At 29.7% G+C, this 22,953-nt stretch carries 20 protein-coding genes; 11 read left to right on the top strand and 9 right to left on the bottom strand.

Annotated elements, in window-relative coordinates; translation table 11 throughout:
* Positions 1-11 precede the first annotated feature (11 nt).
* The 10 genes from F6464_RS03260 (at position 12) to F6464_RS03215 (ending at position 15,702) form a co-directional block, all read left to right on the top strand.
* Entirely contained in the window at positions 12-935 is a 924-nt protein-coding gene (locus F6464_RS03260) for a hypothetical protein (RefSeq protein ID WP_151106306.1), read from the top strand.
* Positions 936-1,035: 100 nt separating this feature from the next.
* Entirely contained in the window at positions 1,036-3,822 is a 2,787-nt protein-coding gene (locus F6464_RS03255) for a DNA methyltransferase (RefSeq protein WP_151106305.1), read from the top strand.
* On the top strand, positions 3,819-5,486 hold the full coding sequence (locus tag F6464_RS03250; protein WP_151106304.1) for an RNA-binding domain-containing protein: 1,668 nt from the start codon (positions 3,819-3,821) through the stop codon (positions 5,484-5,486). Before F6464_RS03255 ends, F6464_RS03250 begins: the two co-directional genes overlap by 4 nt.
* A gap of 167 nt (positions 5,487-5,653) precedes the next feature.
* Positions 5,654-7,588: a DEAD/DEAH box helicase gene (locus F6464_RS03245; protein ID WP_151106303.1), complete on the top strand. Its 1,935-nt coding sequence runs from the start codon at positions 5,654-5,656 to the stop codon at positions 7,586-7,588.
* A complete protein-coding gene (locus tag F6464_RS03240; protein ID WP_151106302.1) occupies positions 7,581-8,756 on the top strand; it encodes a GIY-YIG nuclease family protein in 1,176 nt (391 codons plus the stop codon). The genes F6464_RS03245 and F6464_RS03240 overlap by 8 nt, the downstream gene beginning before the upstream one ends.
* A 91-nt stretch (positions 8,757-8,847) precedes the next feature.
* Positions 8,848-9,957, top strand: coding sequence for a hypothetical protein (locus tag F6464_RS03235; protein WP_151106301.1), 1,110 nt, complete (start codon positions 8,848-8,850; stop codon positions 9,955-9,957).
* 587 nt (positions 9,958-10,544) lie between these two features.
* A complete protein-coding gene (locus F6464_RS03230) occupies positions 10,545-11,582 on the top strand; it encodes a type II toxin-antitoxin system RnlA family toxin (protein ID WP_151106300.1) in 1,038 nt (345 codons plus the stop codon).
* Positions 11,583-11,584: 2 nt separating this feature from the next.
* Positions 11,585-11,953 carry a type II toxin-antitoxin system RnlB family antitoxin gene (locus tag F6464_RS03225; protein ID WP_151106299.1) on the top strand — a complete coding sequence of 123 codons (369 nt, stop codon included), beginning with the start codon at positions 11,585-11,587 and terminating at the stop codon, positions 11,951-11,953.
* Positions 11,954-12,016: 63 nt separating this feature from the next.
* Positions 12,017-13,975 (top strand): hypothetical protein, encoded by a 1,959-nt coding sequence (locus tag F6464_RS03220; protein WP_151106298.1) that lies wholly within the window; start codon positions 12,017-12,019, stop codon positions 13,973-13,975.
* A gap of 1,301 nt (positions 13,976-15,276) precedes the next feature.
* Positions 15,277-15,702: a DUF6943 family protein gene (locus tag F6464_RS03215; protein WP_151106297.1), complete on the top strand. Its 426-nt coding sequence runs from the start codon at positions 15,277-15,279 to the stop codon at positions 15,700-15,702.
* A 124-nt stretch (positions 15,703-15,826) separates the two neighbouring features.
* Here F6464_RS03215 and F6464_RS03210 read toward each other — a convergent pair whose 3' ends face one another.
* Positions 15,827-16,630 (bottom strand): hypothetical protein, encoded by an 804-nt coding sequence (locus F6464_RS03210; RefSeq protein ID WP_151106296.1) that lies wholly within the window; start codon positions 16,628-16,630, stop codon positions 15,827-15,829.
* Positions 16,631-16,726: 96 nt separating this feature from the next.
* On the opposite strand from F6464_RS03210, the gene F6464_RS03205 reads away from it, so the two are divergent.
* Complete coding sequence (locus F6464_RS03205) at positions 16,727-17,218, top strand: thermonuclease family protein (RefSeq protein WP_151106295.1); 492 nt, start codon at positions 16,727-16,729, stop codon at positions 17,216-17,218.
* 639 nt (positions 17,219-17,857) lie between these two features.
* Here F6464_RS03205 and F6464_RS03200 read toward each other — a convergent pair.
* The 8 genes from F6464_RS03200 to F6464_RS03170 form a co-directional block, all read right to left on the bottom strand.
* Positions 17,858-18,400, bottom strand: coding sequence for a hypothetical protein (locus F6464_RS03200; protein WP_076452924.1), 543 nt, complete (start codon positions 18,398-18,400; stop codon positions 17,858-17,860).
* 188 nt (positions 18,401-18,588) lie between these two features.
* A complete protein-coding gene (locus F6464_RS03195) occupies positions 18,589-18,861 on the bottom strand; it encodes a DUF4242 domain-containing protein (RefSeq protein WP_151106294.1) in 273 nt (90 codons plus the stop codon).
* A gap of 91 nt (positions 18,862-18,952) precedes the next feature.
* Positions 18,953-19,420: a lipocalin-like domain-containing protein gene (locus F6464_RS03190; RefSeq protein WP_151106293.1), complete on the bottom strand. Its 468-nt coding sequence runs from the start codon at positions 19,418-19,420 to the stop codon at positions 18,953-18,955.
* A gap of 184 nt (positions 19,421-19,604) precedes the next feature.
* Positions 19,605-20,036, bottom strand: coding sequence for a hypothetical protein (locus F6464_RS03185; protein ID WP_151106292.1), 432 nt, complete (start codon positions 20,034-20,036; stop codon positions 19,605-19,607).
* A gap of 184 nt (positions 20,037-20,220) precedes the next feature.
* Positions 20,221-20,778 (bottom strand): hypothetical protein, encoded by a 558-nt coding sequence (locus tag F6464_RS03180; protein ID WP_151106291.1) that lies wholly within the window; start codon positions 20,776-20,778, stop codon positions 20,221-20,223.
* A gap of 5 nt (positions 20,779-20,783) precedes the next feature.
* The gene (locus F6464_RS14465; protein ID WP_191963315.1) at positions 20,784-20,948 is read right to left on the bottom strand and encodes a hypothetical protein; all 165 of its coding nucleotides are present in this window, start codon (positions 20,946-20,948) and stop codon (positions 20,784-20,786) included.
* On the bottom strand, positions 20,948-21,751 hold the full coding sequence (locus tag F6464_RS03175; RefSeq protein WP_151106290.1) for an EcoRI family type II restriction endonuclease: 804 nt from the start codon (positions 21,749-21,751) through the stop codon (positions 20,948-20,950). Before F6464_RS03175 ends, F6464_RS14465 begins: the two co-directional genes overlap by 1 nt.
* Positions 21,752-21,774: 23 nt before the next feature.
* Positions 21,775-22,755: an adenine-specific methyltransferase EcoRI family protein gene (locus tag F6464_RS03170; RefSeq protein ID WP_394349388.1), complete on the bottom strand. Its 981-nt coding sequence runs from the start codon at positions 22,753-22,755 to the stop codon at positions 21,775-21,777.
* Between the last annotated feature and the right edge of the window lie 198 nt (positions 22,756-22,953).

Below are 22,953 nucleotides of genomic sequence, written 5' to 3'. Positions count from 1 at the left end.
AAATCTCGAATATGCTAGATTTATTAAAATTCAAAATTACTGATGAAGTCCTAATCAATACCGTTTGGAACAATGACTTGTTAGAATATGTTGGAAAATCTGAAAGATTGTATATTGATGAAATTAAAGAAAAGCAAACCAAGAAATACAAAAATCTTTATTTTGTTAAAAATCAATACCAATTAGAAATTAGCGGAAGCATACATTATTTTTATAATGATGGTTTGCATAATGCCGACGATTTCTACATTGAAGATTGTATAAGCGCAATTGTTCAAATCAAGGATATTTTTGATATTGATTTGAGCAAGTGCAAGCTTATGAATTTAGAATATGGAGTTAATATCAATCCGATAATTAATGTAACTGATCTAATAAACAATTTAATCTATCACGAAAAACGACAATTCACAAGACCAACAACATATTTTAGTTTCAAGTTAGCAGGAAATGAAGCTTATAAACAAATAAAAGCTTATGATAAAAGTGTGCAATTTCCACACGAATGTGAAAATACATTTAGGTTTGAAGTAAGAACAAGGCAATTTAAATTCATAAAACGTTTAGGTCTATTTACATTACAGGATTTAACTAATATTGAAAAATATAATGCACTAATAGCTTCATTACTTAATGAATGGGACAATGTTCTGTTATTCGATTTATCTAAAGATATTGATAACAAATTTTTCAATACTCATTTTTGGGAAGATATTTTAAAAAACGGAAGCCGTAATAAATTCAATAATCAAAAGAAGCTTTATTACAAAAAATTGCGTCCGGACAATCTTCATTCCAACATTAGAAATATTATTGAAAGAAGAACCAAATACCTAAAATGTGTGCATATTCCAACTATTACAAAGGTGGAAACTGCACAGGTAAGAATTAAGTTTTCCGAGTGTGATTATATTTTAAATAAGAAAAAACAATAAGAATTCAGATAACTGTTTCAAATCAATAAGATTATTTCTATTTTTAGCAATTCATAAACGATTGTGTTTTTATTAATTACAATCATTACCTAAAGTTACAATGAACATTGCTCAAATAGAACAAAACCTTAAAAATCTGCTACTTAACTTCAATAAAGAAACTTTTATTTATGAGTTTCTTTTGGCTTATGGTTTGCCCAAATCGTCAATAACATTATTGCAAAAAGGCAATCTTAACCTATCCAAAGTAGAAGGAGAAATTTCGTGGAAAGAAAAAGTTTTTTTCAAACCTGTTTTCAATCAAGATTTGCACGCTGTTATTACACAAATGCAATCCCAAGTTAAAAACAAGCAACGCTTTGTAATTGTAACCGATTTTAAAATTCTGCTTGCCATAGACACCAAAACCAACGATAGTTTGGATATTGATTTTATGGCATTAAACAAGCATTTTGATTTCTTTATGCCGTGGGCTGGTATAGAAAAAGCAACCCACAAAAAGGAAACCGAAGCCGATGTAAAAGCAGCCGAAAAAATGGCAAAGCTTTTTGACGAAATCAAAAAAGACAATCCAGACAATTCTCCTGATTTTATTCACAGTTTGAATGTGTTTCTTTCAAGATTATTGTTTTGTTATTTTGCTGAAGATACCGAGATATTTACAAAAGATTTATTTTCGCATTCTATAAAAAACCATACTCAAACAGATGGTAGTGATTTAGCCGATTATCTCGATAAATTGTTCACTGTAATGAACTTGCCTCCAAATGATAAAGCAAGATTGGCGTTACCAGATTACCTACAAAAATTCCCTTATGTAAATGGTGGTTTGTTCGCCAAACCTATAAAATCGCCAAACTTTACACGCCGAAGTCGTCAAGCATTATTAGATAGTGGTAGCGAAAATTGGAGTAAAATAAACCCTGATATTTTTGGTTCGATGATACAAGCCGTTATCACACCAGAACATCGAGGCGGTTTGGGTATGCACTACACCAGTGTACCAAATATTATGAAACTCATAGAACCTTTGTTTCTAAACGAGTTAAACCAAGAATTTACAAATGCCAAACACGAACCTCGCAAACTAAACAATTTGCTTGCAAGAATTAGCAAAATAAAAATATTTGATCCTGCTTGTGGTAGCGGAAACTTTTTGATTATTGCTTACAAAGAATTACGAATTCTAGAAATAAAAATACTCCAACAACTGCAAACTTTGCAACAAGCAGCGACAGGATTTGAAAAATACCAAGAAGAGTTAGAACTAATTCCAAAAACACAATTGACTCTTGCAGCACAATACAAGCAAGAATTGTTTAGCCGTATTGAATTAGCACAATTTTATGGAATAGAGCTTGACGATTTTGCTCACGAAATTGCAATTCTATCACTTTGGTTGGCACAACACCAAATGAATATGGGTTTCAAAGCCGTTTTTGGCACAACCAACCCAACATTACCTTTGCAAGCAGGCGGAAACATTATACACGGCAACGCCACCAGAGAAAATTGGGAAACCGTTTGCCCAAAGAAAAAAGACGATGAAATTTATATTTTAGGAAATCCTCCATTTTTAGGTACTAGAAATCAGAAAAAGGAACATAAAGAAGATATGATTTTTGCATTAAAAAATGTCAAAAATTATAAAACATTGGATTACATATCTTGTTGGTTTTACAAGGCATCTAATTATATTGTAAATTCAAATTCTAAATATGCTTTTGTTACTACAAATTCAATTTCACAAGGTGATCAAGTAAGTGTTCTTTGGAATACTATTTTACTGAATAATCAATTAGAAATTGATTTTGCTCATCAATCTTTTAAATGGGAAAATAATGCAAAGGCAAACGCTGGTGTAACGGTTTTAATTATTGGTTTAAGAAATACTAATCTAAATCCTAAATATTTATATAATAATGATTTAAAAAAGTCAGCTAAAAATATTAACCCTTACATTGTTGATGGAAGTAATGTAATAATTGGTAGATTGTCTAAATCAATCAGTAATTTTCCAAAAATGATAAAAGGTAGTATTCCTGCTGATGGTGGTAATTTAATTTTAAATGAGTTTGAGTTTGAAGAATTATCAAAAAATAAGAAAATAAATAATGTCATAAAAAAATTTATTGGTGCTCAAGAGATAATTGATAAAGTTAATAGATGGTGTTTGTACATTGATGATGAAAGATTGGAAGATTTAATCTTAATACCTGAAATTAAAAAAAGGTTAGATTTAGTAGTTAAAATGAGAGAAGAAAGTACAAAGTTAGCAACACAAAAATTAGCATTATATCCACATAAATTTGCAGAAGATAGATATTTTAATCAAAATTGTATCTTGATACCTTGCGTGACATCTGAACAGAGAAGATATATTCCTATTGATTTTGTAGATAAAGAACCAGTTATATACGCTTCAGCACAAGCAATTTATAATCCAGAGCATTATATTTTTTCTATTGTTACATCTTCTATTCATACTATTTGGATTAAAGCTGTATGCGGTAGTTTAGAAACAAGAATTCGATATTCTTCTTCATTAGGTTACAACACCTTCCCATTTCCTCCAATTTCTAAATCTCAAAAAGAAGAATTAGAGCAATGCGTTTTCAGAATATTAGAGGAACGAGAAAACCATAGCGAAAAAACATTGGCACAATTGTACGACCCAAAAGATATGCCCGATGGTTTACGAGAAGCGCATAGATTAAATGACTTGGCAGTAGAACGATGTTATAGAAGCAAACCTTTTGACACCGACGAAGAACGATTAGAATATTTGTTTAAATTGTATGAACAAATGATAGCCGACGAAAATGAAAAAGGAACATTGTTTGAAACAGAGAAGAAAGCCAGTAAGAAAAAAACAAAAGCAAAATGACAAATACCGAACTTATAGAACTAATTGACGAATTAAGAGCCTTACCCAAAGAGAACGAATGGGTAGAGTTCAAATCTGGCAATGCTACTACTAACGATAAGATAGGACATTATATTTCGGCTATTTCCAATGCAGCTTGTATTAACAATCAAGCTTTTGGTTATTTTGTTTTTGGTATCGACGATGCTACTCATAATGTTGTAGGCACAAACTTTAAACTAAAGAATAAAAAAGAAGGAACACAAGAGCTTGAATTGTTTTTGCGTCAATATTTGCATCCTTCAGTTCGTTTCAATCATTTTGTTTGTCAGTATGATGCCAAACACTATTTAGAAATTTTTAGAATTCCTGCTGCAAAAGCAGAACCTACACATTTCAAAAAAATACCTTACATTCGTTTTGATAGTAGTTTAACTGACTTAAGAAATTATCCAGAACACGTAAAAGCAATTTACAATTCCGAAGAAGATTGGTCCGCAAATTGTATTGAAAATGCAACCATCGATGATTTAGATCCGGATGCTATATCAAAAGCAAAAGACAAGTTTAAAGAAAAAAATGCCGGAACTCCCATTTATGATAAAATAGACGATTGGGATGCAAAAACATTTCTTGACAAAGCTAAAATAACAATTGGAGGTAAAATAACCAATACTGCTATAATACTTTTAGGAAAACCCGAAGCATCACATTACATTTCTCCATCGGTAGCACAAATCACTTGGAAATTAGATACTGAAGAAAAAGCCTATGAACATTTTGACATTCCTTTGTTTGTGAGTATCAACGATATTCTAAAGAGAATTAGAAACGTAAAGTATAAGTTTTTTCCAGACAATCAATTGCTCTCTACCGAAGTAAATAAATACGATACCAAAGTAATTTTAGAAGCATTAAATAATTGTATTGCACATCAAGATTACAGCCACAATTCTAGAATAGTCTTGACTGAACAAGTGAATAAACTAATATTCTCTAATCAAGGTGGTTTCTTTGAAGGCACAGCCGAAGATTATACAACAGGAGAAAAAACACCCAAAAAATACCGCAATCGTTGGTTGGTTAATGCAATGGTCAATTTGAATATGATTGATACAATGGGTTATGGTATTTACAGAATGTACGTTGAGCAACGCAAAAGGTTTTTCCCATTGCCTGATTATACAAAATCAACAAGAGATAATGTTGTATTAGAGATTTACGGACACACCATAGATGAAAATTATTCTAAATTGTTGATTGAGAAAAAAGATGATTTAAGTTTAACTGAAGTAATACTTTTAGATAAGGTTCAGAAGCATTTGCCAATCAATGATGAAGCAGCAAAACTATTAAAGAAAAAAGAACTCATTGAAGGTAGAAAACCAGATTATTACATTTCAGCGACAATTGCAGAATTAACAGGGCAAAAAGCGAATTATACCAAAAACAAAGGATTAGATAAAGATGTTTATAAAGGATTTATAATTCAGCACATAAAAAATCACGGCTTTGCAACTCGTGAAGAAATTAATACATTATTATTTGCAAATTTGCCTGACTATAAAAATGAAAAGCAAAGAAAAATTTATATAAACAATATTATTCAAGAAATGGCAGCTACTACTATTGAGAATACTGGTAGTAGGATCAAGTCTAAATGGGTATTAAAAAAAATTAAATAAAAATTAATAATATTAAATATAAATATTAAATAATACGAAGCAAAAATGCTGTTATGTGTTGTTTTATATAGGTTTATGAGTGTTTAGTTATTTAATTGTATGTTTTAAAAATATTAAATAAAAAAATCATTTTATTAAAGAATATCAACCACCAACAAATAATAAATATGCCAGATATAGTAAATGTAAGCTACAACCAAACAGGAGAAAGCACCAAAATAAATACAATGGGAATGCGTGAAATGCAAACTCGGGCTTTTGCTTCTCGTGATGCACAATATTTATTGCTAAAAGCACCACCAGCTTCAGGTAAATCTCGTGCTTTAATGTTCTTGGCATTAGATAAATTGGTTAATCAAGGTATTAAAAAAGTTATAGTTGCTGTTCCGGAACGTTCGATAGGAAGTTCATTTTCTGCTACTGATTTAAAAAAAGATGGTTTTTTTGCCAATTGGGAACCTAATGACATATATAACCTTTGTACTCCAGGCGATGATGGTAGTAGTAGCAAAGTAAAAGCATTCCATAATTTTATGGATAATGATGAAAAAATATTAATTTGTACACACGCAACTTTACGTTTTGGTTGTGAGGGTTTAGACGAAACAAAATTCAACAATACATTACTTGCAATAGATGAATTTCATCACGTTTCTGCCGATGTAAACAATAAGTTGGGAGAACGTTTAAAATCTATAATGAACAAATCTACAGCACATATAATTGCTATGACAGGTTCCTACTTTCGTGGAGATAGTGTCCCAATTCTAACACCAGAATATGAAAGAAAATTTACACCAGTAACTTACAATTATTACGAACAATTAAATGGTTACAACTACCTTAAATCATTAGGGATTGGTTATCATTTCTATACAGGACAATATACAACAGCAATTCTTGATGTTTTAGATACTAACAAGAAAACAATTATTCATATTCCAAATGTAAATTCAGGTGAAAGTACCAAGCAAAAACACGACGAAGTTAATTTTATTATAGATGCTATTGGCGATGTGGTTAAACAAGACAGTCAAACAGGCGTTATTGAAATAAAAAGACATAGCGACGATAAACTACTCAAAGTAGCTAATTTGGTTGAAGATACTTCTAAAGAAAGAGATAAAATAGTAAACTACTTGCGTGATATAAAATCTATTGATGATATGGATATTATCATTGCTTTAGGTATGGCAAAAGAGGGTTTTGATTGGCCATTTTGTGAACACGCTTTAACGGTTGGTTATAGAGGTTCATTAACAGAGATTATTCAAATTATTGGTCGATGTACTCGTGATAGTGATAATAAATCTCACGCACAATTTACCAATCTTATTGCAAGTCCAGACGCTATTCGTGATGATGTAAAAGTAGCTACTAACAATATGCTAAAAGCCATTACAGCATCGCTATTGATGGAACAAGTATTAGCACCAAATTTTAAATTCAAAACCAAAGTTGATAATGATGATGCCGAAGTAAAGCCGGGCGAAATCAAAATAAGAGGTTTTAAAGAGCCAAGTTCAAAAAGAGTTAAAGATATTATTGAAGCCGATTTGAATGACTTAAAAGCTACTATTCTACAAGATGATAGAATGATAAAAGCAATGCCGGGTAATATTGATCCCGAAGTAATCAACAAAGTTTTAATACCAAAAATCATAAGAGTTAAATATCCAGATTTATCAGACGAAGAAATAGAAGAAATACGTCAATATGTTGTAGTAGATGCAGTAATAAAAAACGGTACAATCAAAGAAGTTGGCGACCAAAGATTTATTACAATGGCTGATAAATTTGTAAATATTGATGATATAAATATTGATTTGATAGATAGAATTAATCCTTTTCAGAAAGCTTTTGAAATCCTTTCGAAATCGGTTACAACTAAAGTATTAAAAATTATTCAAGATACCATTCAAGCTACAAGGTTTACAATGGATTTTGAAGAAGCAGCAATTTTGTGGCCACAAATAACAGAATTTAAAAAGTTATATAACAAAGAACCTAGCTTAACTTCTAATAATCCATTAGAAAGAAGAATGGCAGAGTGTATAATTTATTTGAAAGAAGAAAAAAGAAAACGATTAGCAAATGGATAAACAAAAAGTACTTGATGCTATTTTTAATGATGATGAGTTTGATATTTTAAATGTCAAGCCCAAAGTTTCTAGTGCAAAAAACGAAGAAGAAAGATTATTAGCATCGTTTGCAGAAATTAACGAGTTTGTATCAAAAAATAATAAAGAACCACAAGCCAACCCAAGCAATATTGCAGAGTTTCAACTTTATTCAAGATTAAAAAAAATTAGAGAAAATACAGAGAAAACGGCATTGCTAGAAAATCAAGATGTACACGGTTTATTAAGCATAGAAAAAAAGGAGATTAATTCATTAGAAGATATTTTTAATGATGATACTTTCGATTTGTTAGATGATGATACTGATTTATTTGATTTTAAACATACTCCAAAAGACTATGATAGAGCAGCAACGGATTTTGTAGCAAGAAGAAAACCGTGTAAAGATTTCCATAAATACGAGCCGTTTTTCAAACAAGTTCAAAAAGATTTAGTTGAAGGTAAAAGAAAAATTGTTGAGTTTAACGAAAACCATCAAAACGAAGGTCGATATTTTATTCATAACGGTATTCTTTTATTGTTAGAAAAAACAATTGATGTCAAAAAAGATAAATTCGGAAAATTAGACGGACGAACCAAAATAATATTTGAAAACGGAACCGAATCTAATATGAAATTGCGTTCGTTATTCAAAAATTTATTTACAAACGGACAGAGCATCACCGACGATTTGACCAAAGTAAATGAAAATTTCATAGAAAAGTTTAGCAACATTACTGAAGAAGATGAAGAAGCGGGATTTATTTATGTATTAAAATCTAAAACTAAAGATGAAAGAATACTAGCAATAGATAATTTATTTAAAATTGGATATTCTAAAGATACAGTTGAAGAGAGAATTAAAAATGCTGAAAAAGACCCAACATATTTAATGGCACAAGTAAGAATTATTACTACTTGGAAATGTTACAATATGAACCCACAGAAGCTCGAACAGTTATTGCATAACTTCTTTGGTAAGGCGTGTCTAAATATTGATGTTTTCGATGAAAATAAAAAACGTCACACACCAAGAGAATGGTTTATAGCACCTATCGAGGTAATTGAACAAGCTATTGAATTAATCATTAGTGGTGAAGTTGTAGATTATAAATACGATGAGGTTAGTTTTGTAATTGTAAAGAGGTGAACAAGAAACGCTTTAATTAAAAGACAATAAATTGTTAAAAATTTGTTATTTTTGTAAGATTGATTGTAATTGATTAATCTAAAAAAATAATATGATAATAATTATTGGAGTTCTATTATTGGTAATAACGGGTTTACTTTTAATAATGTACTATTATAGTAAATTTGAAAAAATTAAAATTTATTTAGTTAAAATTCTAAATTCAATAAACAATAATCTATACCTATATTTATTGCCGTTTCCCATTGTTTATCTATTCTTTCATTACTTTTATTACATTCCTAATTTAGAACTTTTTAAAAATTCAAAAGAGCCGCTACCTTTTTTTTGTAGAGAAGATGTTGTTGAATATTTAAAAAGTATTTCTATAATTTTCTTCTCGGGAGGTATTTTTTCAGCAACGGTTAAACTGATTAATAATTTAGTAGTCTTCAAAAAGAACTTTCAAAAAGTAATATTATCTGATGAGTTTGATTTCTTATTAAAGGATAAATTTCAAATACTTGCATTATCAGATGATTTTTTATTAAAGAGGACGGACATTCAAGATATTTGGTCAAGGGTAACAACTTGTCAATTTGAACAGGCATTTCCAGAGTTGAAAAATTCAATAGTTAAGAAATTAGAAAACGATTTTTTTAATGATAAAATGTTAACCTATTATTACAATAATTTTAGAATTCAAATAAATTTAGAACTTTTGGATGAAAATATTGTTAAAATTACAGAGGTTTCAAATTTTGAAGTTAAAGCAAAAACAACAGATCCAATATACATAGATTTTAGAATTTCTTCTTTAGCAAAAGATGATGATACTATCTACACAAAACTAATCGAAGAAGATTGTAAATTAGATGGTAAAAAAATGATTTTGTCTGAAATAACATCTACTAACGATAATAAAAATATTAAAACTTTCAATACAGAATTATCAGGCAATACTAGTTATGTTCTAGAAAGAAAAGTTGAAATGACACAAAATTTGCTTGATGATAGAGTGTTTTCTTTTTCAAGTAGTATTATTATAGATAATATGACTGTAAATGTAAAACCTTGTGATAAATTAAATATTTTCTTTAGCGTTGTTGGTAAAAATAAATTTAATAGTGACAATCATTTAGGGGATAATAATAATCGTATTTGTAGAGATGTTTTATTACCTGGAGAAAAATTTAAAATTTTTATTTATAAAAAAAGTTAAATTAATTTTGTGAAATTAAATATTATTCTATTTTTGTATAACAAATCAAAAAGAAAATTATGAAATCAAGAAACATTTTACAAGGTGGTACTGAAGTTTAATTGTTTAACATTATAATATTAAAGTCACTCTTAGGAGTGATTTTTTGTTTTCATTATTTTAGGATGTAGTGTTTTGTACACAGATATTTTCAATATTTATTAGTAAACTCGGTATTAATAGAATTACCTTATTCATTTTCCAAAAAATCACTCTTCCTCGAAGTAGTCCCAGCATCAAGATTTTTTGTTTGTTTCATTCCATAAATTTACAAGGATAAATTTTAAGCAAATAAAATAATTGATTAAAAACATTGTTATTAATAGAAACAAAAACAAAAGTTATACTTTATAAATATTTGATCATTTTAAAAGATTTAGTTTTAATCATTGATTTTAAATAAGTTATAAAAAGTATAAAATCTTTGTATTTAATGTTTTTTTATTACTTTTGGCGAAGATTATTAACAACTATACAGCTATTTTTGTTAATAACTTTATGAATGACAGCACTTTATAATTTACATAATCAAAACTTTTTACACATTTATGAAGGGACTTAATATCGATAGAGATAAAATTAGAAAAGTTATAAATGAAAATTATGCAAGTAAATTTGATATTAGTCTTGAAGAAAAACCAAATAATTTATGGGTTTATAAATTTAAAGGGACAGGTATTCAACCAGCTATATTAAATGTTTATTATGTTAACGATGGAACTACAACTTTATATTATAAGTTGGGTGCAAATCAAGACCTTTCTTTAGAAGTTGCTACTTTAATTAAAGATAATTGTTCAATTAAAGAATTTAAATCAAACAGTTTTTATCTCAAGTCAATACGTGATGTAGATTTTGAAACTATTTTAGAATATCTGGCTTTAGAAAATGAAATTGAAAATGATGATGCTAATGACAAAGGAAGAATTGTAAAAGTAAAGGGTAAACAAGGCGATAAAATAACATTACATCATTTTTCAAATGGTGCTTTCCAAGCACAGGGAAAACCTCGAATGATTTTTAATGATGTAATTGCAATATTATCAGAAATAATGCCGTTTAAAGATATAGTAAATTCTCAGTTAGAATTTTACGAAACTAATTTAACTGCTGATGATATTTTAGGAGAGTTAGAAACAAGATTACCTATATCTTCTCAATATCTTTTAGATAAAGTTAAAAGTGTTTTAAGTCCGTCATTGGCATTAAAAAAGTTTGTTGTTGAATTAGATGATTTTTCAGCTTTTGCATTTCCTGTATTGAGAGGTTTAGAAGGTGTCTTAAAGCAAATTTATTTTGATAATGGTATAGTAATTGGTAAAGAAGGGTTTGGAGATTATTTGCAGATTGATGGTGGTGGTATCAATGTAACATTGTCTAATAACACAACGAGTAAAATAAATTGTGGTAAAACACATAAAGCAATTTGTGATATTTATTCATTCTATAACTACAACAGACATAGTTTGTTTCATATGGATGGAACTATTGTAACAAGTAGAATATTAAATAGAACAGAAGCAGAAAGCATTATTAATAACGCGTTAAATTTAATAGAAAGCAGTATTAGTAATATAAAAAGTTAATTATGGAAAATAATAAATACATATTACAAAAAATCGAAAACAATGAGTTTGGATTTTTGGCATTGAGTGTTGATTATTCTAGACTTGATGAGTATATATTTGATATAGAAAAAGACTTAAAAAAGAATAAGTATAAAGGTAAAGTTGTTTTTGATTTATTAGCTAACAACGGTATTAATGATAGGTTTTACTTTTGTATGTTTGATGGTAAAAAAATTGTTTTAAATACTTTATCAGCAATTAATGAACTTAATAGAGACATTGAAAAAATTTCATCCAATTTTTATTTATCACATTTTGATATAATAAGTAATTCCTACATTTCAAAACAATCAAAATTTCTTATAAAGAAAAAGCTATCAAGCATTTAATTGTTTTTATTATATTTGGTATTCATAAAATAACTCTCACAGGGTTATTTTTTTTTACTTACTATGAAATATACATTTATAATAGGATTTTCAGACGAGCAAAGACTTTTGTCGGGAACACAAAGTTGGTCAGGTAAAACATTTGAGGATATAAAAAAAACATTTGATTTTTCATTATTAAATAATGATTTAATTGATGTTTCTTATGCCTATTATTCAAAGGCTACTGATAAGCAAAAATTTGTTAGAGTATTGAAAATTATTGATCTATTTGTAAATGATACTAGTATTACAATAAATTATTCTGTTGGTGATGAACAAGCTTTTACATCTGAAACACTAAAGTTAAAAGTATTAAAGATTTTAAGGATTGATAAGATTATTGAACAAAATAGTTATATGCCTTTTTGTAGTATTCTTAATAATTCACAAGTTGAAAGAATATTTAGTAAAGATAATTTAATAGATAAAGTAAATGGATTTATTAAGCAAAGTGATTGGTTATCAATTTATAATTTATTTAAACCAATAGAAGATATTTCCAAAAATAATGCTGTATGGAATGATGTTGACCTTCTTTCGGTTGTAAGCTTTGCAACAGCAAAACTTTCAGAAGTTTACATAAATTTAAAACATACTTTTAATAAAGATGAGGAAAAATTTAAGTTTTTAGCTCAACAAAAAAAGTATCGTCAGATAACGGAGTTATTAAGAAAAAGATGTATTGAATTAAATCCAGAAAATCCTTCATATTACTCAAATCTTGGATATACACATTATCAATATTCTCGTGAATTAACCCAAATAGGAGGAAGAAGAGACGGTAAACCATTAGATGAAATTGAAATTGCAATTAAATATTTAGACAAAGCATTAGAATTAAATCCAACGAGATTAAATGATTTGTACAGAAAAGGAATGATGCTTACAGAATTATATCCTAAACTATCTTTATTTTCACGAAATCGTCCAGAAGCAGACAAGTACAAAGAAGTTAATGTTAAAATTCAAGAAGGTATTGACGCTTTTGAATTAGTTATTAAATACTATGGCGAAATCCCAATTGAAGACGTTTATAATAAAAAAAGATATAGAAAAGAGTATATTAAATCTTGTTATGATGTAGCAAGAGCATATTCTGATTTAGTTTCAAATAATTGGGATGAAGTAGTATATTTACTTTCTTTAGATTACAATATTAATGAAAATGATGAGGTCAAGTATATTCCTAAAGACCTTGAAAACATTGAAAAAGCAATAAAAAATATTGCAAATTGTTCTATTAATGATAACTATGATTTTTTAAATAATCCAACTCAAAATTTTAATTTAGAAGATTTAGCGTCTTTTAATGGTAGTGTTGAAGGAGTTTATAAATTATATTGTTTAGCAAAATATAATTTTACAAAGTTCTGGATATTAAGTGGGTATGGGCAAAGACCAAATGAAAAAGCTAATGAGTTTAGGGATTTAGCAGAAGGATTTTATAAAAAGGCATTAGATTTTAATTGGTCGAAAGAAAAAGAAAGGTCTGATAAATCATTCATTGCAGAAAGATTATGTCGTTTGTATATATCTAAAAAACAATATGATGAAGCAACAAAAGTAATTTTACCATTCATAAGAAAACGTACTGATTATTATATCAGATATTCTTATGCTTCTGCTTTAATGTTAAATGGTCATTTTGAGGAAGCAAAATATCAAATTAAATTAGCTCAAGAAAATATTCAATCAAATAAAGAAATGTGGTTAGGTCACTTTATTAGTGCTTGTTCTGATTTGAGAAATAATAATTTAGAAAGCTCAAAAACTAATTTAAAAAAGGCATTAGATCAAGCTAAAAATGATGGTAAAACAAACATTGATAGCTTATTAATTGCACAAGGTTTTATTTCAATTAAAGAAAATGATAAACCAAGTGCTTTCAAGTTTCTTGGACAGGCATTAGATATAAATCCATATCGAGTTTCAATTCAGAAAAGAGTACCAAATTGGCAACCTAAAGAAGATGAGGTTTAAATTACCTCATTCATCTGCACAAAAATCGCTCCTAGTCCAAGTATTCCTAGCATCAATTCTTTGTTTGCTTCATTTCGTTAATTGAAATAATCAATAAATACTTTGTGTGAATATAGGAATAAATAAAAACAACTGCTAGTAACGGTGGTTTTGCGCTATTGGGGCAATAGTGTTTAATAGAATGTTTATCTTGTTTTTGTCCTCTTTAGTGTAGCGGAAAACATAGTGCTTTTTAATCCCCAACAGACGCAAAGCCAGCCGTTACTAGCAATTGTAAACCTCCGCATCACGTTCTCGTTAAATACAACATTCATCTTTCCGCATAACTTCTTCCGAAACCGAACTGACGCAGACAATCGAACCGCATAAAAAGAAATAGGAAGTATTTTCATATTGACATTGTAAGTATAAAAATTGCTTTTAGTATTTATTGTTTTTTTTGGTTAAAGCAATTTTCTATACCCACAATCCCAATAGTGCCAGTAAGAGTATTCTTTTTTATTTGCCACAAAACCCCAAGTCATTGGCTTTCCGTCTGCTTGATGCCTAGCGTTTTCAAAACAATAATTGTTGTAACATTCAAGCTTTATCTTTCTAGTTACGTGCAGTCATCAAGCAGCCAAGAAAACCAATCAGAACATCCCAATAAGCAAATAAAAAAGAATACCCTTACTTCGAGCGACTTCCATCGCACTACGAATGTGTTTTCATTGTTTTTTGAAGATGCCATAACGTAGCCGAATAACATTTAGATACAAAAAATAAACTCATTTCGCCAGAACTATCAGGCATCCTCAAAAATCAAATCGAGAAGAAAGAGTATCAAATTTCAGTTCATTTCAAAAAGCGTTTATATTGTTTTTTGGTTTTTTAAAATGCCCTAAAATTTGATACCCTTTCAAGACGACTTGTGCTTTAATCAACATTTTTTAAATCTAATTTCAAAATACAATTATTTTAAATCGGAAACAAAACCAAAAAAATAAAAAAAGGAAGCAAAGATAAGTTGCAGGTATTCAAAAAAGCAAGTTCAAGCCCTTCGGGTTTCAGAAAAAATCTCCACCTATACCGTTTCGCAAGATGATTTATTTTGATTTTGACGAATACATTTCCGATGATATATCAGGTAGTATTTTTTCTGAAAAACTTGCTTTTTTGAAACCTTCCACTTGGACGAATGGCTTTCTTTTTTTTTTTTTTTTTCTTTTGAAAAGTTTTAATGGGCGGAGCGTAGCGAGGCACACCTGCATTTCAGAGGAAACCAAAAGGTAAAAGGAAGCTAACCTTTTAAATCCGATGTAATGAACTTTATTATTAAAACTCACAGGAAAGACACCAAGTACAATAAACCTTGCTTATATCTATTAAATAAAGGCTTAAATAGTGGGAAACCACAGAAAGAACCTTTTACAAATAGCTTTGTTGTTATTTTTGACAATCAAGAAGACCTTGAAAATATCTATTTTGTAGCTTACAGCTTATGGAAAGCTAAATTTTGGCATCAATTCCTAATTGGTTCCGTAATTCCGTTTTTAAGATTATTTGATTTTAAAAAAGAATTTATTTCAAGAGTTAAAACAATGCTTGAAGAGTTTGAGAACCACCAAAAAAACATTGCAGCACTAAAACTACTTGAAGAACAGGAGATACATTTTGTTAATAATTTGAAGTTAGTCAATGATATTCGAAATGTAATTATCAACAGATATTGCAAAGTTTTAGAGTAATGGATATTTAATACTTATTTCATAGATATTTAATACATAAGTTACCATTATATAGAAAATCTATAATTTGAGAATAAAAAAAGCCCAATCGAAAGAAAGGGCTTAATTTTGAATTTGAAATCTACTAGAATAAATCTTGTATTTTCATTGCGTTTCCTGCATTAAACAAATAATAGTTTGAGCCAACTTGTTGGTAAAACTCAATTCCAATACTTCCAATTGCAGTTACATTTGTATTCATTGTTGGTGCATTTGGTAACGTTGCAGTTACTGTTAATGGAGTAGTAGCTACATCGACAGGAGTATAAGCTGAATAAGCAATGTTTGAAAGTTCATTTAAATCAGTGTCAGCAGGTTCGTAAGCTCCAGTAGTTGGATTAAATACGAAATCTGCAATAACTGAAATTGCATTGATAATTCTAAAATGTGTTGCACCGGATGGAACACTAATAAAATTAGCAGGATTAAATGAAGGAATAGTTAAAACACTTTCATTTCTATCTACATTAGGAGTTAATGTGTAAGGAGCTGAAAAAACACCATTAAATGAAATGTTACGATTAAAATCTAAACCTTTCAAATATTGTGGTTGTTGTGAAACTAATACTGCTCTTTGTCCACGAGCTTCTGAACCATCTTCAATATTGATCTTTTTCATAATTGCAGTTAATCTACCTGTCAATTGATTATCTGCCATTTGTTTCATTAATGAAGATAAACCAACTCTTACTGATTTACCTGCATTGGCACAAGCTCCAAATTCGCTCATATTTTCACGAGTACGAATAAAGCCAGGTGCAGTTTTTACTTGCTCAGCGGTCGGACCACCTTTTAGACCAGCAAAGTAACCATCATTTCCTTTGATTTTGAAGTGTCTAACTTCTCCGAGTGTGCCGACATACTTAATGTGACCTTTTTGTTTTGCCATTTGTTGTGCGTTTTTTGATTGATGAATATTTTTTTTTAATATTGTAAAAATATAACATAAAACATTATAAATCAAGTAGTTAAATAAGGTAAAACGATGCAATTAAACGCAAAAGCAAATATTATTAAAAAAAATCATCTGAAAATCATTAAAGTTGTTGATGGTGATGGAATAATTGTTGAAAATATTTTTAATAATCAAGAATTTGAAATTAGATTTTTGGGAATTGATGCTCCAGAGTTAAAACCTTGTAGAAAATTAACCCAAGATGAAAGGGAAACACATTTAGCTGCACAATTTTTAATGGAGTTAGGCAGAAAATCTTTAAAATATCTATTGGAAATTGCACCACCAAATACAAAAGTTTCAATTTTAATAGAAACAGAAAACGAAATTGATTTATATGGAAGAACTTTAGCTTATGTTTTTCTAGAAGATGGTTCCTGTTTAAATGAAATTATGATACAGGAAGGATTTGCAAAGCCATATAGTCGCTATTTCTGTAATGAATTATCAAAGTATCAAATGCTAAATTTAAACGCTAAAAACGAGCAAAAAGGACTATTTGCATTTTCAAAAAATTGGTAGTGTATTATAGTTAAGAATGTTGTACCTATGTTGTACCCATTTTAAAAAATCACATAAAATATCAATAAATACAATACTTAACGAGTGTTAAAACACTAAACGGCTGTTATGGGCTGTAATCTTTGATTTTCATTGACGAATTTCAAACTTTACAGTTTCCATTTTTTAGTTTTCAGTTTTCTCGAAAGTGATTCATTAAATTTCAAAAAAAAATCGAGCTTCGCTCGAAATTACATCTTTCAAAGGCTCGATTTTTAGTTTTCAAATTTTCCAGTTTCTGTTTGCGGTTTCAACCTTCCAGTTTCCGTTGTCAAAAATTCAACTTTTAAGTTTCTGTTGTCGGTTTCGATTTTCTATTTTCAGCTGTCAGCTTCCTAGGTTCTAATTTATGATTTTTTGATTTTCGGCAAACAATTTGCAACTTTTAAGTTTCGTTTTTCAATTGACGGTATGGCAATAATCAGAGTAAATTCCACCGGAATTTTCGGCGATTATTGCCCATAACGTTCCGGCGCTTGGCGAGGTTGCGAACTTCGGAACCGATTATTTTCTATCAAAGATAAAATTTCTTGCGAGAATTAAACGTGAATTTACTACAAAATTCGCAATCTTGCCAAACGCCTGTTAGCGGTTGTGTTTTTATTCGGTTGAGTATAAAATTCCCCACGCTCCATAATTCATTTCTTTCTCGAATATTTCTCCAACATAATATTCTCGATAAACTTCTAAATGAATTATTTCTTGTGTTTTCGGATTTCTAAAATCAATGTAATGTCTTAATCTTCCATTTTTTGTTATATAAGGCTCGTATTTTTCAACACTTTCATTAATTTTTACACTTTCAGATTTTCCGAATAATTTATTTGTAGTAATTATTAGTGAGAATGCAATTCCAAACAAAATTCCTGTCGAAAAAATAATCATCATAAAAATTGAAAATATATCTCTCGCTTTTTCTTTAAATTTATTTTTCGGAATATCCTTATCTAAAGGTTTTACACTTTTATAATAAAATTTTGGTCCAAATATTAGCAAAAAAAGAACAATTGGTAACAGTAAAAATTTTGCAGTAATTTTTAATGCTGTTGAAGTTTCAAAATATTTTATTGCAAAAAATGGATAACCAATTATTATTGCACAAATAATTATAATTAACCAAACATTTGATTTCCATTTTTCCATTCTATTCGTCTCGTTTTTTTAACATAACCGCTAACGTTTCCTTGCTAGAGCTTGTGGCGGCTTATGGAAAGCTTTTTTTCCATAACCGCCCAAGCGAAGTTATGAAAAGTAAACGAACAATTTACCGAAAAACTAGCCATAAGTTTTAGCAAGTGTTATAGGCAGCCAAGTTCTATTTGTCAAATTATTTACTCAGCAGTTGTTGGGTCAATAATTGTTGAAACCTTACTTACTGAATTTGCTGGAAACCCTCCTTGTTTTGCGTGTTCACGCACCATATCTTCATTAGGAGCATTATAAACACAATAGATTTTGTCTGTTGTTACATAACTATGAACCCATTGAATTTGAGGTCCCATTTTATTTAACACTCCGCAAGAGGTTTGTGAAATTGCTTTCAATTGCTCGGCGGTCATTTTACCAGCTCCGGAGATTTCTCTTTCAATTACATACTTAGGCATAATATTTAGATTTTAGTTTCCTACTCATTTGGCTTTTCGGTACCGCCCCGTTATTTTGATGGTCTCTGGACTCCATTTTGGTATGATAATTTTAACTTATTCGCTTCCAAACTAATGTGCGAATAATTGGTTCACCTTCTGTTGAAGTTGTTTCTAACTGAATTATTAATTTATTTTTCTTAATCCTCAAATTGCGCAAAACAGTCATTCCGATATTTGATGGTGTAATAGAGCCAATTAATACATGGGCAACTTGACCTGTCTGTTCATTTACTTCATAAGTCCCAAAATATGCATCGTATCCTGCAGTGGCACTTGTATTATTTTTGCCCGAATGATATACTTGTGGAGCAACATCATCTGATCTGTCTCTCTTCATAAATTGTGCAGCAAAATGTGTGAGTGCGTATGTTAGTATACCAATCGGTTCAGCTCCTAAAGTAGGATCAATCTTTTTGATATTGTCATTAGTCCAATCTTCACGTGAGAGCAACCACCAAACACCGCGAATTGCTGTAGCAAGATTTTTCGTAGGAGAAGTAAGTGTAGGACTACTCATTTTTTAACTATTTCAATCTGTTTTCAATTCTATCCTATTGCTATTTTGGTTGCCTATAACGTTATGCCACTTTGAGATGGCTGGAAGTTCGTAACCGCTCAATTTTCGGCTAAACTAAAAATTGATGCGAAAAGATAATTCCACTAAATTCCAGCTAGCTCAAAATGGCGGTTGGCAGTAGTAATTATTTTTCCATTAGATATTTTTCCTTTAAGTCAGCCACTTTTTCTATGTCGCATCGGTAAACAAAAAACCTATATAGATTAAATGACAAATAGCTTATTTCATCATTCCAATATTTTATATTTCGATTCGTAAATTCTGCAATTATTTCGTTCTTCAAGTTTTGGTCTTTAAAGTTTCCAACTAAATGGCTATTGGCATATTTATCTTTTCGTACATATTCATAAATAAATTCAACTGCTTCTTTTTCTGTGTTGAAATAATTTAGATTTTCTTTTTCACCACGTTCAGAATGATACCAAATATACAAGTTTCCATATTTTTCCAAACCAACTCCGTCATCAGTTTCAAATCGATTACCTGGTGTTATTTTGTTATTCATACAATTTTCCACCATCCAATCTTCAAGTTCTATAATTGTTGAAATACTCATTTTAAATTCAAGTTTTCTTTAGTGTTCTTTTTCGGATTATTACTGCCAACGTTTCCTTGCTAGAGCTTGTGGCGGCTTATGGAAAGCTTTTTTTCCATAACCGACCAAGCGAAGTTATGAAAAGTAAACGAACAATTTACCGCAAAACTAGCCATAAGTTTTAGCAAGTGTTGTGAGCAGTTTTTTAATCTATTCGTTCATATTCTTGAAATTCTAAATATTTGAATCCAGCGGTAAATATTATAAAGACAGCACCAAATTCATGATTAATTTTGTCGATAATTAAATTATTTTTCCTCAACCCAATTCTTTTTTTGTCAACGACAAATGTCCCGAAAATATATGGTAAACCTGAAATACTCATTTTTTGGTTTATATAAAACATGCCATTTTTCAACTTTCCCTTTATTTTTTTTCTAGCTATTTCGCTTTCATTTTCAAACACAATTAAATTTAGTTCAGAGCTATTTATTACTTTGATCTCGACATAATAATTACTATTATTATTTAACTCTAAATTATTTTTTTTAGCACGCCACCAAACTCCAGTAAGATCTTTATAGATATTTTTAGACTTTGTAGAGTCTTTTATTGGGTAAATTCTATATTTTCCATTTATTTTTTCAATGTCATTTTGAGTAATTTTATTAAAGTCATTAGAAGGTAAATTATTTGTGAAAGATGCACAACCAATTAGTTGAAAAAGAAGTAAAGTCGATATTATTGTTTTTAAGTATTTCATTTTTCTCAAAATTGCTCACAACGTTTTGCAGATTGGCGATGGGCGGGCTTTTCAGCACAAAAGTTAGTTCGGAGAACTGAACTTTCTGCTACCACAAAACTGTCAAGCGGAGACGAAACCCCGCCTATTGCCAATGTGCTGTTAGGTGCTGGCGTTTTCTGTCCGTCCATTATTCTGTTAGTCCTAAGATTTTTAATGACGTTTTTGAAACATCCATCATTATAGGTAACATTTCATCTACCGTCCATTCGGTTGATTTTGTATATATGGATACTGCTTGAAGCATAACAGATTTTCCGTCAACTGTGATGAATATATTTTCGCAACTATTTTGGTTGATAGGCAAACTGTAATTTGCTGAGGTCAATCTGTCTATTCTGTTTAGAGAACCTGCATCGTGTTTCAAAATTACTTCAGTTCCGTCTGGTCTTAAAACCGCTGTTGGTTCTGTCAGAAAATTTGAACCTTGCAAAAACAGGATATAAGGAAAGTGCTTTTCGTCAATCATTATGTTTCTCATTTCATTGATGTTCTTGTGGGAACGCTCAATTGCATTTCCTGCTACCATTAAATCCTGATTGCTGTTTTTGCCCACCAAAATTCCTTTGGCTATGTTTTCAATATCTTTTCCTTGATGTTTGGCTTCACACACTAATACAATACGCCACTTGTCTTCTTTGTCTTTAACTTCAATAATTCCGCCATCGGGTTTTATTGATGCGTTTTCAACAAAAACTGTAACGCCTAATCTTGCATCAACTGAATTGAGTTTTTCATTGATTTCCTTTTTTTTAATGTTGTCTCTAAAACGAAACTCAAGATGTGGAAAGTCTGTTTTCAAAGTTTCAAAAACAGCTTTTGAAAAACTGTTTACTGACTTATCGTGTATTTGAGCATTCACTCCAAATATTTCCTTCGGTCCTTGTCCTCTTACTTTTTCTATTCGTAGTCGGTCTGTTTGCTTTTTTGCCATTTATTTATATTGTATTGAAATATTTAGAGTTTTTTGTTTTTGATTAAAATTCTAAAATATGGACACTTGCCATTTATAGATAAATCTTTCTCGTCATTTCCTTTTCTGAATTTGATTAGTTCAAATTGTTCTGGATTGTATTTATGTAAAAATGTAATTGGAACTCCCATAACTCCTCGATAATCCATTGGTATATCTTGGGTCTTATCCACATTGATTGCATCATAATTGTCAAACTTGGGATACTCAATTTCGTTGCCGTAATATTTTTTAGTTAGAACTATATCTTCGTGCCGTTTAAATGTGTCCAAATTTGTTAACCATAAGCAATTATTTGTCGCAACAATTCTGTTTCCATTTTCGTCTATACGTGCTTCTGTGCCAAATAATTCATAATCGTTTGGAACAATAAAACCTGAAATACCTCTACCCATATTAATACCTAACCAAGCTTTGTTTTCTTTGATTAGCTTAAATATTTCTTTATAAGTAATTGCGTTAATGTTTCCAATTATTAAAAATTTCTTTTCATATTTCACTAATTGCTCAACATATTCTCTGAATAACGAAAATGGAGGATTAGTTACTACAATGTCGGATTGTTTCAATAACTCAATGGATTCTTTACTGCGAAAATCACCATCACCTATGAGTGGTTTTATACCAATTTCTTCTGCATCAGGTATTTTGTTACCATTTATATCTCCATTGTATTCAAGAAAAACTGCTTTTTCAGTTTCTTCGTTGATAAATAAATCTGTCTCTTGGTTTTTATAACAAGTTGTTATTAGTTTTTTCAACCCTAACTTTTCAAAGTTGTATGCAAAGTATTTAAAGAAATTGCTATTTCTTGGGTCGTCACAATTACAAAAAACCACTTTGTTTTTAAAGTGTTTTTTGTAATGAGTCAACTCACTTTCAATATCTGATAGTTGAGTATAAAACTCGTCCTTTTTTGAAGACTTTGCAATGTGCAGCGTCCTATTTAATGTCTTTTCAGCTATCATTTTCTTCTGTATTAATTAGTGTCGAAAGTTACGATTTTTTTTCTGATTCTTGTCGGTTTATGTCTGCACTGTCGGTCGCCCAACGCTTGCACCTAACGTTCCGGCGCTTGGCGAGGTTGCGAACTTCGGAACTGATTATTTTCTATCAAAGATAAAATTTCTTGCGAGAAATAAACGTGTATTTACTACAAAATT

The organism is Flavobacterium luteum, assembly GCF_008806775.1.
GTDB lineage: Bacteria > Bacteroidota > Bacteroidia > Flavobacteriales > Flavobacteriaceae > Flavobacterium > Flavobacterium luteum.
The sequence above is the reverse complement of the archived record's forward strand: the minus strand, read 5'-3'. Positions and strand labels throughout refer to the sequence as shown.

Bases quoted from the DNA above. Each gene is read 5' to 3' on its own strand.
- F6464_RS03260 (WP_151106306.1), top strand. From the start codon at position 12: ATGCTAGATTTATTAAAATTCAAAATTACTGATGAAGTCCTAATCAAT.
- F6464_RS03255 (WP_151106305.1), top strand. From the start codon at position 1,036: ATGAACATTGCTCAAATAGAACAAAACCTTAAAAATCTGCTACTTAAC.
- F6464_RS03250 (WP_151106304.1), top strand. From the start codon at position 3,819: ATGACAAATACCGAACTTATAGAACTAATTGACGAATTAAGAGCCTTA.
- F6464_RS03245 (WP_151106303.1), top strand. From the start codon at position 5,654: ATGCCAGATATAGTAAATGTAAGCTACAACCAAACAGGAGAAAGCACC.
- F6464_RS03240 (WP_151106302.1), top strand. From the start codon at position 7,581: ATGGATAAACAAAAAGTACTTGATGCTATTTTTAATGATGATGAGTTT.
- F6464_RS03235 (WP_151106301.1), top strand. From the start codon at position 8,848: ATGATAATAATTATTGGAGTTCTATTATTGGTAATAACGGGTTTACTT.
- F6464_RS03230 (WP_151106300.1), top strand. From the start codon at position 10,545: ATGAAGGGACTTAATATCGATAGAGATAAAATTAGAAAAGTTATAAAT.
- F6464_RS03225 (WP_151106299.1), top strand. From the start codon at position 11,585: ATGGAAAATAATAAATACATATTACAAAAAATCGAAAACAATGAGTTT.
- F6464_RS03220 (WP_151106298.1), top strand. From the start codon at position 12,017: ATGAAATATACATTTATAATAGGATTTTCAGACGAGCAAAGACTTTTG.
- F6464_RS03215 (WP_151106297.1), top strand. From the start codon at position 15,277: ATGAACTTTATTATTAAAACTCACAGGAAAGACACCAAGTACAATAAA.
- F6464_RS03210 (WP_151106296.1), bottom strand. From the start codon at position 16,630: ATGGCAAAACAAAAAGGTCACATTAAGTATGTCGGCACACTCGGAGAA.
- F6464_RS03205 (WP_151106295.1), top strand. From the start codon at position 16,727: ATGCAATTAAACGCAAAAGCAAATATTATTAAAAAAAATCATCTGAAA.
- F6464_RS03200 (WP_076452924.1), bottom strand. From the start codon at position 18,400: ATGGAAAAATGGAAATCAAATGTTTGGTTAATTATAATTATTTGTGCA.
- F6464_RS03195 (WP_151106294.1), bottom strand. From the start codon at position 18,861: ATGCCTAAGTATGTAATTGAAAGAGAAATCTCCGGAGCTGGTAAAATG.
- F6464_RS03190 (WP_151106293.1), bottom strand. From the start codon at position 19,420: ATGAGTAGTCCTACACTTACTTCTCCTACGAAAAATCTTGCTACAGCA.
- F6464_RS03185 (WP_151106292.1), bottom strand. From the start codon at position 20,036: ATGAGTATTTCAACAATTATAGAACTTGAAGATTGGATGGTGGAAAAT.
- F6464_RS03180 (WP_151106291.1), bottom strand. From the start codon at position 20,778: ATGAAATACTTAAAAACAATAATATCGACTTTACTTCTTTTTCAACTA.
- F6464_RS14465 (WP_191963315.1), bottom strand. From the start codon at position 20,948: ATGGACGGACAGAAAACGCCAGCACCTAACAGCACATTGGCAATAGGC.
- F6464_RS03175 (WP_151106290.1), bottom strand. From the start codon at position 21,751: ATGGCAAAAAAGCAAACAGACCGACTACGAATAGAAAAAGTAAGAGGA.